The sequence below is a fragment of the Pseudomonas tructae genome, from assembly GCF_004214895.1.
Classification (GTDB): Bacteria; Pseudomonadota; Gammaproteobacteria; order Pseudomonadales; family Pseudomonadaceae; genus Aquipseudomonas; species Aquipseudomonas tructae.
In genome coordinates, this window is the sequence record NZ_CP035952.1 from 5,008,561 (window position 1) to 5,027,058 (window position 18,498).

Sequence of the window (18,498 nt, forward strand, 5' to 3'; positions counted from 1 at the left end):
CTTGAGTGAGGTGGCGGTCAGTCGCCGTAGATGTCCGACTTGAAGTACTTGGCCTGGATCTTCTGGTACTCGCCATTGGCGCGCAGGTCATCGATGGCCTGGTTGAGCTTGCTGACCAGCTCGCCGTTGCCCTTGCGCACGGCGATCCCGGCACCTTCACCGACGTATTTCGGATCTTTCAGCTCAGGACCGGTGAAGGCATAGCCCGCGCCACGCGGCATGGACAGAAAGTCTTCCAGCGGGATGGTGTCGGCAAAAATCGCATCAACACGTCCTGATGCCAGGTCCATGTAGATCTCTTCGTTGTTGCTATAGCGCTTGACCGTGATGCCCTTGGGCTCGAACACTTCGGTGGCATAGCGATCAGTGGTGGTCGCGCGCTGCACGCCCACCGTCTTGCCCTTGAGGCTCTGGTACTGGTCATCGACCTGCGCACCCTTTTTCATCACCAGGCGCGATGAGGTGAAATAGTACTTGTGGGTGAAGTCCACGGACTTCTTGCGCTCTTCGCTGATGGTCATCGACGACAGTGCAGCGTCGATCTTCTTCACTTTCAGCGACGGGATCAGCCCGTCGAACTCGACCTCTTTCCATTCACACTTGACCTGCATCTGCGCGCACAGGGCATTGCCGATGTCGTAGTCGAACCCGACGATTTCGCCTTTGTCATTCTTCGAGGCAAAGGGTGGGTAGGCGGCTTCGATGCCGATGCGCAAGGTCTCTTGCGCGGCGAACAGACTGCTGCTGGCCAACAGACTCATGGCCAGACCGCTGATCAGGGTGAACTTGTTCATGACGGATCTCTCTCGCTCGTTGTTGGAGGTGTGTTGCAAGACAGAGGGGATGGGGCAGGCAAGGGTCGGCCTGGAATCAAATAGTACTTATAATTCCATACTGGACTTTTCTGTACGAAAACTCAACACGCAAAAGCTTCGCGGGGCAAGCCCGCTCCCACAGGATGTGTGTGGGAGCGGCTTGCCCCGCGATCAGGGGTTACCAGCGCCCGGCAGCCTCTTCATCACTCTGCTTGCCCTCGACCCAGCGCGGGCCATCGCCGGTCTGTTCCTTCTTCCAGAACGGTGCGCGGGTCTTGAGGTAATCCATGATGAAATTGCAGGCGTCGAACGCCGCCTGGCGATGGGCACTGGCGACACCGACGAAGACGATCGGCTCGCCGGGCTCAAGGCTACCGATACGGTGCAGCACTTCGACCTTGAGCAACGGCCAGCGCTGCTCGGCTTCGGCCACGATCTTGGCCAGGGCCTTTTCGGTCATGCCCGGGTAATGCTCAAGGAACATCCCCGCCACGTCCTGGCCATCATTGAAGTCGCGCACATAGCCAACAAAGCCCACCACCGCGCCCACACCGACATTGGCCGCGTGCATGGCGTTGACTTCGACACCCGGATCAAAAGCTTGGCTCTGGACTCGAACGCTCATCTCAGCCTCCGGTGACAGGCGGGAAGAAGGCCACTTCGTCACCGTCTGCGAGTGGCTCATCGAGCTTGCACAGCTCTTCGTTGCGCGCGCACATCAGGTTCTGCTCGCTGAGCACCTCATGCTTGCCACCTTTGGCCACCAACGCTTTGCGCAGGTCATCCAGGGTCGCGAACGAACCGTCGAGCTTTTCGGCATCGATACCCAGAACCTCCCGGTAACGGGCGAAATACATCACCTTGATGCTCATTTGACTTCATCCGCCTGGTAGTGGCCGCTCTTGCCGCCAAGTTTCTCCAGCACCCGCACGCCGTCGATGATCATGCCGCGATCGACCGCCTTGCACATGTCATAGATCGTCAGGGCCGCGACGCTGGCAGCGGTCAGGGCTTCCATTTCCACGCCGGTCTGCCCGGCCAGCTTGCAGCGGGCGATGATATGGACGGTGTCGTTGCCTTCGGCGCTGAGCTCGACCTTGACGCTGGTCAGCAGCAACGGGTGACACAACGGGATCAGGTCGCTGGTCTTCTTCGCCGCCTGGATGCCGGCGATGCGCGCCACGGCGAACACGTCACCCTTGGGGTGTTCGCCTTCAACGATCATCTGCAGGGTTTGCGGGAGCATGCGCACCCGTGCTTCGGCAACGGCCTCACGCGATGTCACAGCCTTTTCGGTGACGTCGACCATGTTGGCACGACCTTGGGAATCGAGATGAGTCAGCACAGCTTTCCTCCTGTTCAGGAGCAAAGAGTGTAAACCCTGGGGTCAGCTCTTCGAAGCGAAAAAAACCGGGCGGCTGAACCGCCCGGTGCCTGGAGGTTACAGATGGGATTCGGCGTACTCGGCCAGAATCGAGCGCGGTACGCCCTGCAAGGTAATGTGCACGCCGTTGGGGAAGTCCTTGAAGCGCTCGGTCAGGTAGGTAAGGCCCGAGCTGGTCGCGGACAGGTAAGGGGTGTCGATCTGCGCCAGGTTACCCAGGCAGATCACCTTGGAACCGGCACCGGCACGGGTGATGATGGTTTTCATCTGGTGCGGGGTGAGGTTCTGGCATTCATCGATCAGGATCAGGCTCTGCTGGAAACTGCGGCCACGAATGTAGTTCAGCGACTTGAACTGCAGCGGCACCCGCTCAAGGATGTACTCGACACTGCCATGGGTGTTTTCGTCATCCATGTGCAAGGCTTCGAGGTTGTCGGTGATCGCCCCCAGCCAAGGCTCCATTTTCTCTGCTTCGGTACCCGGCAGGAAGCCGATCTCCTGGTCCAGCCCCTGCACGCTGCGGGTGGCGATGATGCGTCGGTAGCGCTTGCTGACCATGGTTTGCTCGATGGCGGCAGCCAGGGCCAGGATGGTTTTGCCGGAACCGGCGGCGCCGGTCAGGTTGACCAGGTGAATGTCCGGGTCGAGCAAGGCGAACAGCGCCAGGCTCTGGTGGATGTCGCGAGGCTTGAGGCCCCAGGCTTCCTGGTGCAGCAACGGCTCCTGGTGCAGGTCCAGGAGCACCAGTTCGCCATCCTTGATGCCCTTGATCCAGCCGACGAAGCCCTGTTCGTCGATGATGAACTCGTTGATGTGTACGGCCGGCAGGTTGTCGGTCATCTGCACACGATGCCAGGTGCGGCCGCGTTCCTGACGGGTCTCGACCTTGCTGACGCGGTCCCAGAACGAGCCGGTGACGCTGTGATAGCCCTTGGACAGCAGGGAAACGTCATCAACCAGTTGGTCGGTGCTGTAGTCCTCGGCCGCGATTCCACAGGCGCGGGCCTTGAGGCGCATGTTGATGTCTTTGGTCACCAGCACCACGTCCAGTTCCTTGCGCCGGGTGCGCAGCTCCAGCAACTGGTTGATGATGATGTTGTCGTTGAGGTTTTCCGGCAGCAGGCGGTTAGGCTCGTTGCGCGCGCTCATCAGAATCGACAGCAAGCCCTTGGGGCCGCTCTTGCCACGCTGGATCGGCACGCCCTGCTCGACATCGGCAGGTGAAGCGTCGCCCAGGGTCTGATCAATCAGGCGGATGGCCTGGCGACATTCGGCGGCAATCGTGTGCTTGCCGGTCTTGAGTTTGTCGAGCTCCTCCAGCACCGTCATCGGGATGGCGACATGGTGCTCCTCGAAGTTCAGCAGCGCGTTTGGATCGTGAATCAGTACATTGGTATCGAGCACATAAAGGATTGGCTGGTTGGAGGAAGTGCTGCGTCCTTGATCATCCATACTCGGTCACCTTTGTGGGAGCCAGACGACGCAATACCTGGGCGGTGCTGCGCCGCGAAGTGGCCGCCGGTTCTCCCCTGGTCCGCGTCGTTACGGGTAGGGAGCTGCGAACAAAGAGTGGGCCGTAGGACGCCACCTGTGCTGCAGGGTTCGGCGGTCTGTCTTCGTAATACCGCAAAACCCATGACCGAAAAAAGCGTTTTTACGTTTTTTTGAAGTTTATTTTTCGACAAGACAATTTGCCCTTGGCGCAGGGGCAAAGCACCGCTACAGTTATAAATCAGGCCCTGTAAAATGCATGTAACTGTTTTTTGCTGAGCGGCCTTTCCTGTCGGCACTTCAGCTTTTTCCGGCAAAACGCCGGTAATCTTCCCACCCTATCCTCGTCTGCGACGTGCGCTTGAGCAACCAGGCCACTGCCTCCTGTGCCTTGGGTTGGGCGTCATGAAACTGGATCACCCCGCGTCGCCAGAGCAGCATTTCGGGTGATCAAGCGCCAATTTGGCTATGTGAAGACCCGCTTCCGTGGCTTGGCCAAGAATACGGCGCAACTGACCATGTTATTTGCGCTATCGGATCTGTGAATGGCGCGCCGGCAATTATTGACCGCTGCGGGAGAGGTGCGCCGACCTGGGGCAAGATGCTGTTCAGTGCTGCTCGCTGAGCAACTTGCTCGGAGTTTCCTTAAAGACAAGAGCTCTTCCTTTTCTCAAACACTCCCACGCTACTGACCTAATCAACATTGACCAGCAAGCACCCGTTCCAAAAAGCGCTCAACATACTTTTCTTTCGGCGCGACACCATTAAACGTCAATTCAACATCATTACTCGCAACATCGGGGTGCCAACAGAGTTAATTCACACCACCACAACTGCCACCTTTAACAAGAAGAGGCTTCCTTGCCTGACAACCCCTTATATAATTGTCGCGCAAAACCCTAACTCCAGCTTCATGCATTAAATTCTTGCAAGCACTAACGCCCCATGACGCTGAACGCCCCACCGAAACTTGAAACCGGCAAAATCCCCCTCTGCATGAGGACCCTCACTTTAACTTCTATTTCTTATTGATAGTCAGTCCCGGCACAATCATTATAATTAGTCCCTGCTTCGTTAACCCCTCGTTCGATCAGTCCACCTGCCATACCTCCATAAAATGACGCCTGAGAACCGAGAACGGCTCCGGCTGCAGTTTGCATAGCAGTTGCGCCCATAGGGCCGGCCATAAAACCACCTACGGCACCTGTGACAACGGCTCCCGCCAAGCCAGCCAAACTGCCTGAGCCAGAGCCTGCCGCATATCCGATATAACCAGTCGCCGCGCTGGCCGCACCAATAGCTGCGCCGGCTGGCCCAACTGAACCTGCAACAAGTTTAATATCCTCTATCGAAAGCTCACGCACTTGCTTCTCCTTCCATCGCTAAAAATCAAATAAAAAGTACCGCTGTATATAATTCCCCAACACAATAGAAAACGAGACCATCAAGCCGAACACCATGAACCCAAGTCTAAATTTCTTTCTCTGAAATTTGCAAACCAACCAAAGCAGTGCGTAGACGATAAAATACACTACCATCGTCAATGCGCCAACTGCCAAAAATTCTTTAACTGACCCGAAAGCAATCATCATCATGAATCCTCATGAACTTCCCTCCCCTCCAATCCCCATTTGGAGAGATTATTTGACTTCGCGCACTGAAAAATAACTTGTTCGAAGGTTCAATACGACTCGATAGAACAGCTCAGCGTGCTGCGTAAAATTGCGCACTGACCACGCAAGCAGGAAATTAAGATATCGAAAACAACGCCTGCTCAATCAATACGACCTAGTTCTCAGCGCTTCCAGATTTAATTTTACCATTTGACGCTCGACATGAATTTTATATCGACAACTTAGCGAAGCACTTCCCGCACATCCACGAAAAATATATTTCATATTTTTTCATGCTTATTCTTATATAAGAAATTTCCCAAGAAATTTAAAGAAATCTCCGCCAACTCATAACCATCAATTATTTCACAGAAAGCCCTAACAGATGACGAATCATTTAACCTCATGTATTCCAAGGATTTTTATAACTACCACCAAAATAAGAACCCTGTCTTACTCAATAGTAAATCGGTGCATATCGAATCACTGGGTATCTAACATCCTACAATTAGCCCAACCAATCCCACTCTGCGCCGTATTGTTCAGCAACCAGGTCACCACCGCCTGCGCCTTCGGCTGGCTGTCGTGCAGCTGGATCAGCCCCTTGCGCCACAACAGCATCAGAGTCAGCACCCGCTGCGCCGACTGTTCGCTGCTGAGCGCCCCCTGATCCTGGGCATCGATATCCCACAACACCACCTGCAGGTGCTGGCTGGCAAAGAACGCCTGACTGTCGGCACGCCGCTGCCCATAAGGCGGCCTGAACAACCCTACATACTGCTGCGGCAAGTCGCCTTGCACCCGTGCCTGGCTACGCACGACCGAGTCCTGCCAGCCTTGCCATTGCCCGTGAGAGCGATACTGCCAACCCTGCAGGCCCACGCACTGGCCTTTGTAGAGCTCGCGCAGGTCCGCCAGCGAAGTCTTGTCGCGCCGATTCTGCAAACTGTTACCAAGTACAAAGAAGGTCGCGCCGAGTCTTTGCCGACGCAGGAACTCGGTCAGGCTATCAGTACTGCCGCCCACCAATGACGGGCCGCCGTCGAAGGTCAGCATGAACAGCCGGTCATTGAGCTCGTCGCCATTGCGTTCCAGGTCGGAAAAGCGCTCGATCTCGCTGGAGGTCTGCGGGAACAGCGCGGCCTTGCGCAGCAATTCATCCAGGTAACGCTCATGGAAGGTCCGGCCTGGCTCGGCCCAGCCGGCGTAAAACGAATCGGCGGTGACCTCGAAGGTTGCCGTCTGCTTGCGAAAATCAGCCAGGTCGTCAATGGCGTAACAGAACGACGCATCCTGTTCGCAGCTCTTCTGGGCCAGGTCATAGTTGCGCCACAAGCGCTGCCACAGGCGCTGGCGCAGCGAATTGACCGACAGCAGATTGACCTGGCGCAGGTTCAGCCGCGCCGCCAGGGCGCCCTGGTCGAGCGCTTCGCTTTCACCCAGGACCCGGGCAAAGCCAAGGATCTCGGCGCGCGAAGCGACATCGAACAGCGCCGGGCTGTCGAGCTGTTCCGGCCAGTGGCTGCGATCCAAAGTGGCGGCCGGCGCTGGCGCGGCCTGGGCAGTGAGGCTGAACAAACCAGCCAGTAAGAGAAGGGCAATACGCACGTTCGGGCTCTCCGTTTTCCTCGCCGCGCACTATAGCGCCAAGTATCGGGATGGTCTGTGGCTATTGCCTTGATAGCTGGAGATCGCCGCCCCCGCCCCGTAGAATCGGCGCCACGAACCAAGGAGCCGACCTGATGCTGACGGTGATTTCCCCCGCCAAAACCCTCGACTACGACACCCCGCCGGTGACCCAGCGCTACACCCAGCCCCAGTACCTGGACGACTCCCAGGAACTGATCGTGCAACTGCGTGAGCTATCACCGGCGCAAATCAGCGAGCTGATGCACCTGTCCGACAAGCTGGCCGGGCTCAATGCCGCGCGTTTCGGCAGCTGGACCCCGGCCTTCACCCCGGACAACGCCAAGCAGGCGCTGCTGGCGTTCAAGGGTGATGTGTACACTGGGCTCGACGCACAAACCCTGGGCGAAGACGACTTCAGCTATGCCCAGGAGCACCTGCGCATGCTCTCGGGCCTGTACGGCCTGTTGCGCCCGTTGGACCTGATGCAACCGTACCGCCTGGAGATGGGCACCAAGCTGGCCAATGCCCGTGGAAAGGACCTGTACGCGTTCTGGGGCACGCGCATCAGCGAGTGGCTGAACCAGGCGCTGGCCGACCAGGGCGACGACCTGCTGCTGAATCTGGCCAGCAACGAGTACTTCAGCGCGGTCAAGCGCAGCGCCCTCAAAGCCCGAGTGATCAATACCGAATTTCGCGACTTCAAGAACGGCCAGTACAAGATCATCAGCTTCTACGCCAAGAAGGCCCGGGGCATGATGAGCCGCTTCGTGATCCAGGAACGCATCAACGATCCCGAGCAGCTCAAGCAGTTCGATGTGCAGGGCTACTACTACAGCGCCGAGCTGTCGAAGGCGGATAACCTGGTGTTCCTGCGCGATCATCCGGACGTGTAAGCTAATTCCATTGAACGGAAGGCTAACCTCCTTAGCCAACTTGGAGGTTGGTGTAGCGGACACCTGAGACACAAACGCACACAACATCAGTCTTGCCGATTAACCTCGGCAAACTAGCCTTCCCATGCCGTACGGATCAAATCTCCAAGGGTAAAGTTGATGGCTTTCAACGACACATTCCGGCTGAGCTCCCACGCAGTAATTTTCAATCAGTCCAATGAGGTACTGATGCTCAAAGCGACTTACGGAGATTGCTCTTGGGGTCTTCCGGGAGGTGCGCTGGAGCCTGGAGAAACCATACACGAAGCCTTAAAGAGAGAATGCCTCGAAGAAATTGGTATCGAAATCTTCTCCCCGTTACTAACCGGTGTTTACTTTCATAAACACTACAACTCACACGCCTTTATATTTCACTGCACCGTTGTAGACACGAAAAAAATTAAACTAAGTGAAGAACATTCTGAATGGCGCTATTTCTCAATCGACCATCTGAGCACTGTACAATCCATCCGAATAAACGACTGCTTAAAATATATCAATAGCGTTGTAAGTCGAAAATTTTGAGTCAGAACATTCAGGTAACTTAAGGCATAGCATTACCGATTTAACACTTACTACATTAAAGCATGATATCCATGCAAGAAAAAACCAATGATTAACGCCCACTAGTCAGCGCTGCAAATAATCGCGACGTATAATCCAACCTCAAATTGTAAAAACTTTCCCACACTAAGCCCGGAGGTGAGCTACGCCTATTTACTCGGCAGTTGTTTCGCGGTAAGTTTCGGGCGTTGGATATCCAAACATGGCATCAGCACTACAACTCCGCCATGGGGTCTACACTACAACAGCAAAACCAAACTAAACGAGCTTGAAAGTAAGTGCTCCATGAACCCCACATTCAAAGCGCTTACCTGATCCCCGATGCTGTGCTCCCGATTTCTTTCTGGAGCTCGCCGACCATGATGCGACCCGACGCCAAATTCGAAAAAGTGTACCTCTATCCCAAGCCTGTCGACTTTCGAAAATCCATCGATGGCCTGGCCGCACTGGTCGAACGCGATATCAAGGTCGCGGTGTTCGACCCGGTGCTTTTCGTCTTCCTCATCAAGCCGCACTAACCGCGTGAAGATCCTGTATTGGGAGCGCAACGGTTTCGGCCTGTGGCTCAAGCGCCTGGACTCCGAACGGTTCAAAACCTCACCCGATCCGACTGACGTCGCCATTGTCCTGACCGTTCAGGAACTGAACTGGCTGCTCGATGGCTTCGACCTCTGGCGCAACCGTCCGCATCAGGTTTTGACGCCTCGATACGTCGCCTGATTCGGTATATTCCGCGGCATGATTTCCATGCCCGAAAACCTCCCTGACGATCCTGTTCTGCTCAAGCAACTGCTTGAGCAGATGATCAACGGGCGCAAGACCGAGCAGACAGGCGATGCGGCGACACCACAATTGCCACTCTTCGACGAAGCGGAAAGCCTGGCCGAACCCTTGGATGAGGCTGGCGGCGAAGAAGTCGTTGCGCCGACCAAACGCCGTGGCAAGCGCAAACCGCTGCCGGCTGATTTGCCGCGTTTCGAAGTTGCCCACGAGCTGCCCGAGCATGAACTGACCTGCGCTTGCGGCTGCCGCAAACATGCTATCGGTGAAGAAGTCAGCGAACAGCTTGAAATCGTCCCGATGCAGATTCGCGTCATCAAACATGTTCGCAAGGTGTACGGCTGCCGGAACTGCGAGTCAGCGCCCGTAACGGCGGACAAGCCCGCCCAAATGATCGAGAAAAGCATGGCCAGCCCGAGTGTGCTGGCCATGCTGCTGACCACCAAATACGTAGACGGCTTGCCGCTTCACCGCTTCGAAAAAGTGGCGGGGCGCCACGGTATCGATATCCCGCGCCAAACCCTGGCACGCTGGGTGATTCAATGCAGCGAGCACTTTCAGCCACTGCTGAATCTAATGCGTGAAAGCCTTTTGAACAGTCGGATCATCCACTGTGATGAAATACGTGTGCAGGTGTTGAAAGAGCCTGGTCGTGAGCCCAGCAGCCAATCTTGGATGTGGGTACAAACCGGTGGCCCACCAGATCGCCCGGTGATCCTTTTCGACTACGCCACCAGCCGAGCGCAGGAGGTGCCGACGCACCTGCTGGATGGCTATCGCGGTTATGTCATGACCGACGACTACGCCGGTTACAACGCACTGGCCGCACAGAACGGCGTGGAGCGGTTGGGCTGCTGGGCGCATGCGCGGCGCAAGTTCGTCGAAGCGCAGAAAGTACAGCCCAAGGGCAAAACAGGACGCGCTGACATCGCGTTGAACCTGATCAATAAGCTCTATGGCGTCGAGCACGACTTGAAGGACAGTGACGACGAAGATCGTAAGGCTGCCCGCATGGAGCGCAGCCTGCCATTGCTGACTCAGCTGAAAAACTGGGTAGAGAAAACGCATCCTCAGGTTACGACGCAGAATGCCTTGGGCAAGGCCATTGGCTACCTGGCCAGCAACTGGAGCAAATTGGAACGCTACGTCGAGCATGGCTACTTGCCGATCGAAAACAACGCAGCCGAGCGTGCGATCCGCCCGTTTGTCATCGGGAGAAAGAACTGGTTGTTCAGTGACACGCCCAAAGGTGCCACTGCCAGCGCACAACTTTACAGCTTGGTAGAAACGGCCAAGAACCCTAAGCGTGGCTGCGCCACGCACTGGAACGCCTGCCGCAGGCGTCCTCAGTGGAAGACTACGAAGCACTACTGCAGTGGAATTGCATACCTCAAATACACGGCTAAGTGTGCTGCCCTTCGTTGGTTAGGTGGGGTTTATGGATCGCTTACGGATAACCTGGTGTTCCTGCGCGATCATCCTGACGAGTAACCGCAATCGCGGGGCAAGCCCGCTCCCACAGAGTGGACTGCCCTCTTGTGGGAGCGGGCTTGCCCCGCGATTAATTCACCATAATTATGACGCCAAAAAACCGTCAATCCAGCTTTATCGCCAAACGCCATAAGCCCGTTCGAAATTTTTTGACGAATTTCGAAAAAAATATTCAAGTACTGGCATAAAAACATCCCTCCCCGAGTTCGTCCTTTATAAATAGGGACGAAACTGCCAAGTGCTATCAAAGTGAAAGTATGGCCAGCAGATAAAATATTAAAAAATCTTTCACCAGCGCTGAACCTGCCCCGGAACTTATCCCCTCAGCCATCGCTCATACCACCCGTAACGATTCTTGAACGTTATGTGAGAGATGACCTACACCGCGAATTGGAGCGTACAGCGTTTGTGCACCCCGATAACTTTGACTTGAGCGTCGGTCGCCCGACCTTCGGTTAAACCCAGGAGAAACGCGCCCTACAAATCGTCCTTGTGGTTGATTTCAAAGGATTTTATTCACTTGAAAGAACAAGCACTGCAGTGCCGGACAACCGACCTGCAATAAAGACGGCTGCATAACAGGGCACGCCCATAATTATTGGCCTTTGGCTGCCAACTTTAATTGCAGATACTTTTGCACTTGATATTTATATGCCTGCACACGGTGAAGTGAGCTCTTTTTGCCAGGCCACCGTGTGCCCGATAACTGCTGGTTAATCAACCCGGTCTGGCTCTTGTTATTGAGCCGGCAAGATAAACACATGAGGTGAATGCGATGCGTATCAGCATCTTTGGTTTGGGTTATGTGGGTGCAGTCTGTGCGGGCTGCCTGTCGGCACGTGGCCATGAAGTGATTGGCGTCGATGTCTCCACCACCAAGATCGACCTGATCAACCAAGGCAAATCGCCAATTGTCGAACCGGGCCTCGAAGCCTTGCTGCAACAGGGTATCGACAATGGCCGCCTGCGTGGCACCACCGATTTTGCCGCGGCGATCCGCGACAGCGACCTGTCGATGATCTGCGTCGGCACGCCGAGCAAGAAGAACGGCGACCTGGGCCTTGAGTACATCGAGTCGGTGTGCCGCGAAATCGGCTTCGTGCTACGGGAAAAATCCAGCCGCCACACCGTCGTGGTGCGCAGCACCGTATTGCCGGGCACGGTGAAGAACGTGGTGATCCCGATCCTCGAAGACTGCTCGGGGAAAAAGGCCGGCGTCGACTTCGGCGTGGCAGTCAACCCGGAGTTCCTGCGCGAAAGCACCGCGATCAAGGACTACGACCAACCGCCCATGACCGTCATCGGCGAGCTGGACAAGACCAGTGGCGACCTTCTGCAATCGCTGTACGAAGAACTCGACGCGCCGATCATCCGCAAGGACATCGAAGTGGCCGAGATGATCAAGTACACCTGCAACGTCTGGCATGCCACCAAGGTCACCTTCGCCAACGAGATCGGCAACATCGCCAAGGCGGTCGGTGTCGATGGCCGCGAGGTGATGGACGTGGTCTGCCAGGACAAGGCCCTGAACCTGTCGCAGTACTACATGCGCCCAGGGTTTGCCTTCGGCGGCTCGTGCCTGCCCAAGGATGTCCGCGCCCTGACGTATCGCGCCGGCAGCCTGGACGTGAAAGCGCCGCTGCTCAACTCCTTGATGGCCAGTAACGAATCGCAGGTGCAGAACGCCTTCGACATCATCGAAAGCCACGACAAGCGCAAGATCGCTCTGCTCGGCCTGAGCTTCAAGGCCGGCACCGACGACCTGCGCGAAAGCCCGCTGGTGGAGCTGGCCGAACGCCTGATCGGCAAAGGCTACGAGCTGAACATCTACGACAGCAACGTCGAGTATGCGCGGGTCAACGGCGCCAACAAGGACTACATCGAGTCGAAGATCCCTCACGTGTCGTCACTGCTCAATGCCGACTTCGAGCAGGTCATCAACCACGCCGAGGTGATCGTGCTGGGCAACCGCGACGAGAAGTTCCGCGCCCTGGCCCAGCAAGCCCCTGAAGGCAAGCAGGTTATCGACCTGGTCGGTTTCATGAGCAAGGCCACTTCCCCGGCCAGCCGCACCGAAGGTATCTGCTGGTAAGCCGGCAGGCGCGGGGCCTTCGGGCTCCGCGCACCACCTCCCCCTACTGGATACGGATGCAGAACATGCAAAGGCTCAAGCACGGCCTGTTACAGGTCGCCGGTTGGCTGTTCTACGTGAGCCTGCTCATGTTGATCGCCCTGGCCTTGCCCAACTCCATTTTCGACCCCGACTCGAAGGACTTCATTTTCCTGGTCGGCGCCGTCGGTATCTGGCGCTATTCCATGGGTGCCACGCACTTTGTGCGCGGCATGCTGTTCCTCTACCTGGTCTACCCCTACCTGCGGCGCAAGGTGCGCAAGCTCGGTAGCGCGGCCGACCCCTCCCACGTGTACCTGATGGTCACCAGTTTTCGCATCGATGCCCTGACCACCGCCCAGGTCTACAGCTCGGTGATCCGCGAGGCGATCGACTGCGGCTACCCGACCACTGTGGTCTGTTCGCTGGTGGAAATGTCCGACGAACTGCTAGTGAAAAGCCTGTGGGAAAAGTACAACCCGCCGGCGCGTGTGACCCTCGACTTCGTACGCATCGCCGGGACCGGCAAGCGCGACGGCCTGGCCTATGGCTTTCGGGCTATCTCCCGCCACCTGCCGGATGAAAACGCCGTGGTCGCGGTGATCGATGGCGACACCGTGCTCGGCGAAGGCGTGGTCCGCAAGACCGTGCCCTGGTTCAAGCTGTTCGGCAATGTCGGCGGCCTGACCACCAACGAATTCTGTGAAGTGCGTGGCGGCTACATCATGAGCGAGTGGCACAAGCTGCGCTTCGCCCAGCGCCACATCAACATGTGCTCGATGGCCCTGTCCAAGCGCGTGCTGACCATGACCGGGCGCATGTCGGTGTTCCGCGCCGCCGTGGTGACCAACCCCGAGTTCATCAAAGACGTCGAGAACGACTCGCTGCAGCACTGGCGCCTGGGCCGCTTCAAGTTCCTCACCGGCGACGACAAGTCGAGCTGGTTCAGCCTGATGCGCCTGGGTTACGACACCTTCTACGTGCCGGATGCGGCGATCAACACGGTCGAGCATCCACCGGAAAAAAGCTTCATCAAGGCCAGCCGCAAACTGATGTACCGCTGGTACGGCAACAACCTGCGGCAGAACTCACGGGCCCTGGGCCTGGGCATCCGCCGCCTCGGCCTGTTCACCAGCGTGGTGCTGTTCGACCAGCGCGTGTCGATGTGGACCAGCCTGCTTGGGCTGACGGTCGCAGTCATCGCCAGTATCAAGTTCGGCCCGGCGTTCCTCCTGGTGTACCTGCTGTGGATCGGTATCACCCGGTTGATCCTGACCCTGATGCTGCTGTGCTCGGGCCACACCATCGGCCCGGCCTACCCGCTGATTCTTTATTACAACCAGATCGTCGGCGCGATCATGAAGATCTACGTGTTCTTCCGCCTCGACCGGCAGTCCTGGACCCGCCAGCCCACTGCCCTCAAACGCGACCTCGCCAGCTTTCAACAATGGTTCAACACCTGGTCTTCCCGGACCATGACCTTCTCGGCGGCCAGCATCTTCGTTGCTGTGCTGTTCATGGTCGTGTGAGCCGCAAGCCGATCAGATTAAACAGGAACAAATCGCCATGAATACCGCCGTGAACGTCAATGTCGTGCATGAATCCGAAGCCCAGCGCCAGCACGCCCGGGTGCGCATCCCGGCCAAGCTGCGCTACCTGGGGGAGAACCGCGAGACTCTGGAAGTGAAGGTCGACGACCTCTCTGCCGGCGGTCTGAGCTTCCACGCCAAGCAGCCGCTGAAAGTCGGCGAAGTGCTGCGCGGGCGCCTGCAGTTCACCGTCGACAAGCTCGGCCTGGCCATGGACATCGAGATCCAGGTGCGCTCTTTCGAACCCGCAAGCGGCCGCACCGGCGTGCAGTTCCAGAACCTTGAACCACGTGATATCGCCACCCTGCGCCACATCATCACCTCGCACTTGTCCGGCGAGCTGATCACCATCGGCGACGTGCTCAGCACCCTGCAGCGCGACAACTTCACCAAGGCGCGCAAGCACAAAGATGCCAACGGCGGCATGAGCGCATTCGGTCGACTGCGCGCCGTGACCTTCAGCCTCGGCGTGTTCGTGGTCGGCGTGGCCGCGTTCGGTTTTATCGCCAAGTCGGTGTACGGCCTGTACTTCGTCAGCCATGCCCAGGCCGGGGTGGTCAGCGTGCCGACCAGCAACGTCAGCATGCCGCGTGACGGCACCGTGCAAGGCTTGGTGGAAAGCGGCGGCCAGGTAGCCAAGGGCGCGCCATTGGCCTCGTTCAGCACCAGCATGCTGGACATGCTCAAGGGCCATCTGGATGACCAGCAATTGGAGCCAGCCAAGGTCGAGGAGCTGTTCGGCAAGCAGATGAGCGGCACCCTGACCAGCCCCTGCGATTGCGTGGTCGCCCGCCAACTGGTGGATGACGGCCAGTACGCGAGCAAGGGCCAGGTGATCTTCCAGCTGGTACCGCGCACCACCATCCCTACCGTCGAGGCGCGCTTCAGCTATCGCCAGTTCGATGATGTCAAACCCGGCTCACGCGTGCACTTCACCGTCGCCGGCGAAGAGCAGGCCCGCACCGGGCAGATCGTCAGCAGCACCAGCCTGAACAGCGAAGACCTGTCCTCGGACATCCGCGTACAGATCAAGCCGGACGAGTCGCTGCCCAGCGAACTGGCCGGCCGCCCGGTGGCGGTGGACAGCAATCGTGGCCCGTCGCTGGACTGGCTGATCGACAAAGCCGTGGCCCGTGGGCTCTAAGAGGATCTGCCAATGACGCTTGTCAATTACCCTGTGGGAGCGGGCTTGCCCCGCGAAGGGGCCGCAATGGCTATCGCGGGGCAAGCCCGCTCCCACAGCGGCGCCCTTCTGGGTCTGGTCCTGGCCATCAGCCTGGCCGGTTGCGCCGGCCTGCCCGACCAGCGCCTGGCCAACGAAGCCCTCAAGCGCGGTGACACTGCCCTGGCCGAGCAGAATTACCGCCAGCTCGCCGACCTCGGTTACAGCGAAGCCCAGGTGGGCCTGGCCGATATCCAGGTGGACACCCGGGATCCGGCCAAGCTCAAGCAAGCCGAAGCCACCTACCGCGCCGCCGCCGATATCTCTCCCCGCGCCCAGGCCCGCCTCGGTCGCTTGCTGGCGGCCAAGCCGGACGCCAGCGAAGCTGAGCGCCAGGAAGCCGAAGCCCTGCTGAACAAAGCCTTCGCCAATGGCGAGGGCAACACCCTGATCCCGCTGGCGATGCTCTACCTGCAACACCCGCAGAGCTTCCCCGGCACCAATGCCCAACAACAGATCGACACATGGCGCGCCGCTGGCTACCCGGAAGCCGGCCTGGCGCAGATCCTGCTGTACCGCACCCAGGACACTTACGACCAGCACCTGGACGAGGTCGAGCGCATCTGCAAGGCGGCGCTGACCAGCACTGATATCTGCTACGTGGAGCTGGCCACCGTCTACCAGAAACGCGCCCAACCCGAGCAACAGGCGGCGCTGATCGAGCAAGTCAAAAGCGCCTACCAGCGCGGTGCGATCCCCGCCACCCGGGTCGATAGCGTCGCGCGCGTGCTGGCCGACCGCAGCCTAGGCCAGACCGACGAGAAAACCGCCCAGGCCATGCTTGAGCAGGTGGCGCCGGTCAATCCAGGCTCCTGGGTCAGCCTGGCGCAGTTGCTCTACGACTTCCCCGAGCTGGGCGACACCGACCAGCTGATGGCCTACATCGACAAGGGCCGCGCCGCCGAACAACCGCGCGCCGAGCTGCTGCTGGGCCGCCTGTACTACGAAGGCAAAACCGTACCGGTCGATGCGCAGAAGGCTCAAACCCACCTGCTCAGCGCCGCCAACGCCGGCGAAGTCAGCGCCCACTACTACCTGGGCCAGCTGTACCGGCGCGGCTACCTGGGTAGCGTCGACCCGCAAAAGGCTGTCGATCATTTGCTCAACGCCGCCCGCGGTGGCCAGCTCAGCGCCGACTATGCCCTGGCCCAGTTGTTCAGCGAAGGCCACGGCATCCGCCAGGACCTGGTGAATGCCTGGGTGTTCAGCCAACTGGCGCAAGCCAACCCCAGCGATCAATCGCGTGAGCTGGCCGCCCAGCTCGACCAGCAACTCAACCCGACGCAAAAGGCCCAAGGCCAGCGCCTGCTGCAACAAGAGCGCCAGGCCCGTGACGCCCTGGCCCTGCAGGCTCAAGCGCAACCCGAACAAGGCGAGAACTCCCTATGACACTCAATCCGTGGATGAAGGCCGGTTTAGGCCTGGGCTTTGCCGTGCTCTGGTCGTGCCCGACCCTGGCGGCGATGACCGCTGAGAAGAACTTCGGCCTGGATGTGAAGATCACCGGCCAATCCGAAGACGACCGTGACCTGGGTACCCGCTCCGGCGGCGACGTCAACGGCCTGGGCCTGGACCTGCGCCCCTGGGTCTATGGCGAGCGCGGCAACTGGAGCGCCTTCGCCATGGGCCAGGCGGTAGCGGCCACCGATATCATCGAGACCGACACCCTGCGCCAGTCCGGCGATGAGGCCGAGTCCGACAATGGTCGTGCCCATGGCCGCGAAGCGGACAAAAGCTACCTGGCCATGCGCGAATTCTGGGTTGGCTACAGCGGCCTGACCGCCTACCCCGGCGAGCAACTGCGCTTTGGCCGCCAACGCCTGCGCAACGACGACGGCATGTGGCGTGACACCAATATCGAAGCGCTGAACTGGACCTTCGACACCACCCTGCTGCGCGCCAACCTCGGCGTGGCCGAGCGCTTCAGCGAGTACCGCACCGACCTCACCGAACTGGCTCCGCAAGACAAAGACCGCCTGCACATCTACGGTGACGTTGCCACCCAGTGGACGCCCGGTCACTGGGTCGGCCTGCGCGCCCACCACACCCATGACGACGGCAAGCTGAAGAATCCCGGCGAAAGCGTCGATGCCCTGGACAAGACCCGCACCGGCGACCTGACCTGGCTGGGCCTGGAAGCCAACAGCGACGCCTACAACTGGCGCAACCAGAACCGAGTCAACTACTGGGGCAGCCTGACCTGGCTGACCGGCGATCGCGACAGCCTCAACACCACCACGGTCAATGGCGAGCAAGTGGCCAGCGGCAAGCAGAGCGGCGACGTCAATGCCTGGGCCAGCGACCTGGGTATCCGCCTGCGCCTGGACCCCAACTGGCAGGTCGGCGCCGCCTATGCCCGCGGCAGTGGCGGCGGTGGCAGCGACGGTTCAGGCAACTACGAGCAGACCGGCCTTGAGAGCAACCGCTCGAACTTCACCGGCACCCGCTCGCGGGTCCACCGTTTTGGCGAGGCCTTCCGAGGCGAGCTGGGCAACCTGCAGGCAGCAACCCTGTTCACCTCCTGGCAGTTGCGCGATGACTACGACGCCAGCCTGATCTACCACAAGTTCTGGCGCGTCGATGGCGAGCAGAACATCGGCAGCAGCGGCATCAATGCCGTGGTCGAGGACAACGGCATCAACCGGCCGCTGATCCAGGGCGAGAAAGACCTCGGCCAGGAGATGGACCTGGTGGTTACCAAATACTTCAAACAGGGCCTGTTACCGGCCGCCTTGAGCAAGTCGATCGACGAGCCATCGGCGCTGGTGCGCTTTCGCGGTGGCGTGTTCAAACCAGGCGATGCTTACGGCAAGGAAGCAGACTCCTACATGCACCGCGCCTTCGTCGACGTGGTCTGGCGTTTCTGATGCCTGGAGTG

Annotated in this window: 16 protein-coding genes and 3 pseudogenes; 11 read left to right on the forward strand and 8 right to left on the reverse strand. The window is 58.8% G+C overall.

From position 1 onward, the window contains the following. Positions 1–17 precede the first annotated feature (17 nt). From EXN22_RS22890 to EXN22_RS26460, 6 genes and pseudogenes are all read right to left on the reverse strand, one after another. Positions 18–794, reverse strand: coding sequence for an ABC transporter substrate-binding protein (locus EXN22_RS22890; RefSeq protein WP_130266199.1), 777 nt, complete (start codon positions 792–794; stop codon positions 18–20). A 199-nt stretch (positions 795–993) separates the two neighbouring features. After that, positions 994–1,440, reverse strand: a complete 447-nt coding sequence (gene moaE, locus EXN22_RS22895; RefSeq protein WP_130266200.1) for a molybdopterin synthase catalytic subunit MoaE — start codon at positions 1,438–1,440, stop codon at positions 994–996. A 1-nt stretch (position 1,441) separates the two neighbouring features. Then, complete coding sequence (gene moaD / locus EXN22_RS22900; RefSeq protein ID WP_130266201.1) at positions 1,442–1,687, reverse strand: molybdopterin converting factor subunit 1; 246 nt, start codon at positions 1,685–1,687, stop codon at positions 1,442–1,444. Then, entirely contained in the window at positions 1,684–2,160 is a 477-nt protein-coding gene (gene moaC / locus EXN22_RS22905; protein ID WP_130266202.1) for a cyclic pyranopterin monophosphate synthase MoaC, read from the reverse strand. The genes moaD and moaC overlap by 4 nt, the downstream gene beginning before the upstream one ends. A 96-nt stretch (positions 2,161–2,256) precedes the next feature. Further along, the gene (locus EXN22_RS22910) at positions 2,257–3,651 is read right to left on the reverse strand and encodes a PhoH family protein (RefSeq protein ID WP_130266203.1); all 1,395 of its coding nucleotides are present in this window, start codon (positions 3,649–3,651) and stop codon (positions 2,257–2,259) included. A gap of 339 nt (positions 3,652–3,990) precedes the next feature. Beyond that, positions 3,991–4,131 (reverse strand): annotated as a pseudogene (locus EXN22_RS26460) (polysaccharide deacetylase family protein); the annotation flags it as partial. Between EXN22_RS26460 and EXN22_RS22920 the strand changes: the two are divergent. Continuing rightward, positions 4,131–4,235: pseudogene (locus tag EXN22_RS22920) on the forward strand (IS5/IS1182 family transposase); the annotation flags it as partial. The pseudogenes EXN22_RS26460 and EXN22_RS22920 overlap by 1 nt on opposite strands. A gap of 480 nt (positions 4,236–4,715) precedes the next feature. Here EXN22_RS22920 and EXN22_RS22925 read toward each other — a convergent pair. After that, a complete protein-coding gene (locus tag EXN22_RS22925) occupies positions 4,716–5,054 on the reverse strand; it encodes a hypothetical protein (protein WP_130266204.1) in 339 nt (112 codons plus the stop codon). A gap of 732 nt (positions 5,055–5,786) precedes the next feature. Beyond that, positions 5,787–6,911, reverse strand: a complete 1,125-nt coding sequence (locus EXN22_RS22930; RefSeq protein WP_130266205.1) for a polysaccharide deacetylase family protein — start codon at positions 6,909–6,911, stop codon at positions 5,787–5,789. Positions 6,912–7,045: 134 nt separating this feature from the next. Between EXN22_RS22930 and yaaA the strand changes: the two genes are divergently transcribed. From yaaA to EXN22_RS22975, 10 genes and pseudogenes are all read left to right on the forward strand, one after another. Continuing rightward, on the forward strand, positions 7,046–7,825 hold the full coding sequence (yaaA, locus tag EXN22_RS22935; protein ID WP_130266206.1) for a peroxide stress protein YaaA: 780 nt from the start codon (positions 7,046–7,048) through the stop codon (positions 7,823–7,825). A 159-nt stretch (positions 7,826–7,984) separates the two neighbouring features. Further along, entirely contained in the window at positions 7,985–8,389 is a 405-nt protein-coding gene (locus tag EXN22_RS22940; protein WP_130266207.1) for an NUDIX hydrolase, read from the forward strand. 398 nt (positions 8,390–8,787) lie between these two features. Further along, positions 8,788–8,946, forward strand: coding sequence for an IS66 family insertion sequence element accessory protein TnpB (gene tnpB, locus EXN22_RS26510; RefSeq protein ID WP_267903242.1), 159 nt, complete (start codon positions 8,788–8,790; stop codon positions 8,944–8,946). A 4-nt stretch (positions 8,947–8,950) separates the two neighbouring features. Continuing rightward, complete coding sequence (tnpB, locus tag EXN22_RS26515; RefSeq protein WP_267903243.1) at positions 8,951–9,148, forward strand: IS66 family insertion sequence element accessory protein TnpB; 198 nt, start codon at positions 8,951–8,953, stop codon at positions 9,146–9,148. Positions 9,149–9,166: 18 nt separating this feature from the next. Next, positions 9,167–10,614 (forward strand): annotated as a pseudogene (gene tnpC, locus EXN22_RS22950) (IS66 family transposase). An 860-nt stretch (positions 10,615–11,474) separates the two neighbouring features. After that, complete coding sequence (locus EXN22_RS22955) at positions 11,475–12,791, forward strand: nucleotide sugar dehydrogenase (RefSeq protein ID WP_130266208.1); 1,317 nt, start codon at positions 11,475–11,477, stop codon at positions 12,789–12,791. A gap of 56 nt (positions 12,792–12,847) precedes the next feature. Continuing rightward, on the forward strand, positions 12,848–14,338 hold the full coding sequence (gene alg8, locus EXN22_RS22960) for a mannuronan synthase (RefSeq protein WP_177414040.1): 1,491 nt from the start codon (positions 12,848–12,850) through the stop codon (positions 14,336–14,338). Between the two features lie 37 nt (positions 14,339–14,375). Then, on the forward strand, positions 14,376–15,542 hold the full coding sequence (locus EXN22_RS22965) for an alginate biosynthesis protein Alg44 (protein WP_130266210.1): 1,167 nt from the start codon (positions 14,376–14,378) through the stop codon (positions 15,540–15,542). 66 nt (positions 15,543–15,608) lie between these two features. Further along, positions 15,609–17,009: an alginate biosynthesis TPR repeat lipoprotein AlgK gene (gene algK / locus EXN22_RS22970; protein ID WP_130266211.1), complete on the forward strand. Its 1,401-nt coding sequence runs from the start codon at positions 15,609–15,611 to the stop codon at positions 17,007–17,009. Next, positions 17,006–18,487 carry an alginate export family protein gene (locus EXN22_RS22975; RefSeq protein ID WP_130266212.1) on the forward strand — a complete coding sequence of 494 codons (1,482 nt, stop codon included), beginning with the start codon at positions 17,006–17,008 and terminating at the stop codon, positions 18,485–18,487. The genes algK and EXN22_RS22975 overlap by 4 nt, the downstream gene beginning before the upstream one ends. Positions 18,488–18,498 lie beyond the last annotated feature (11 nt).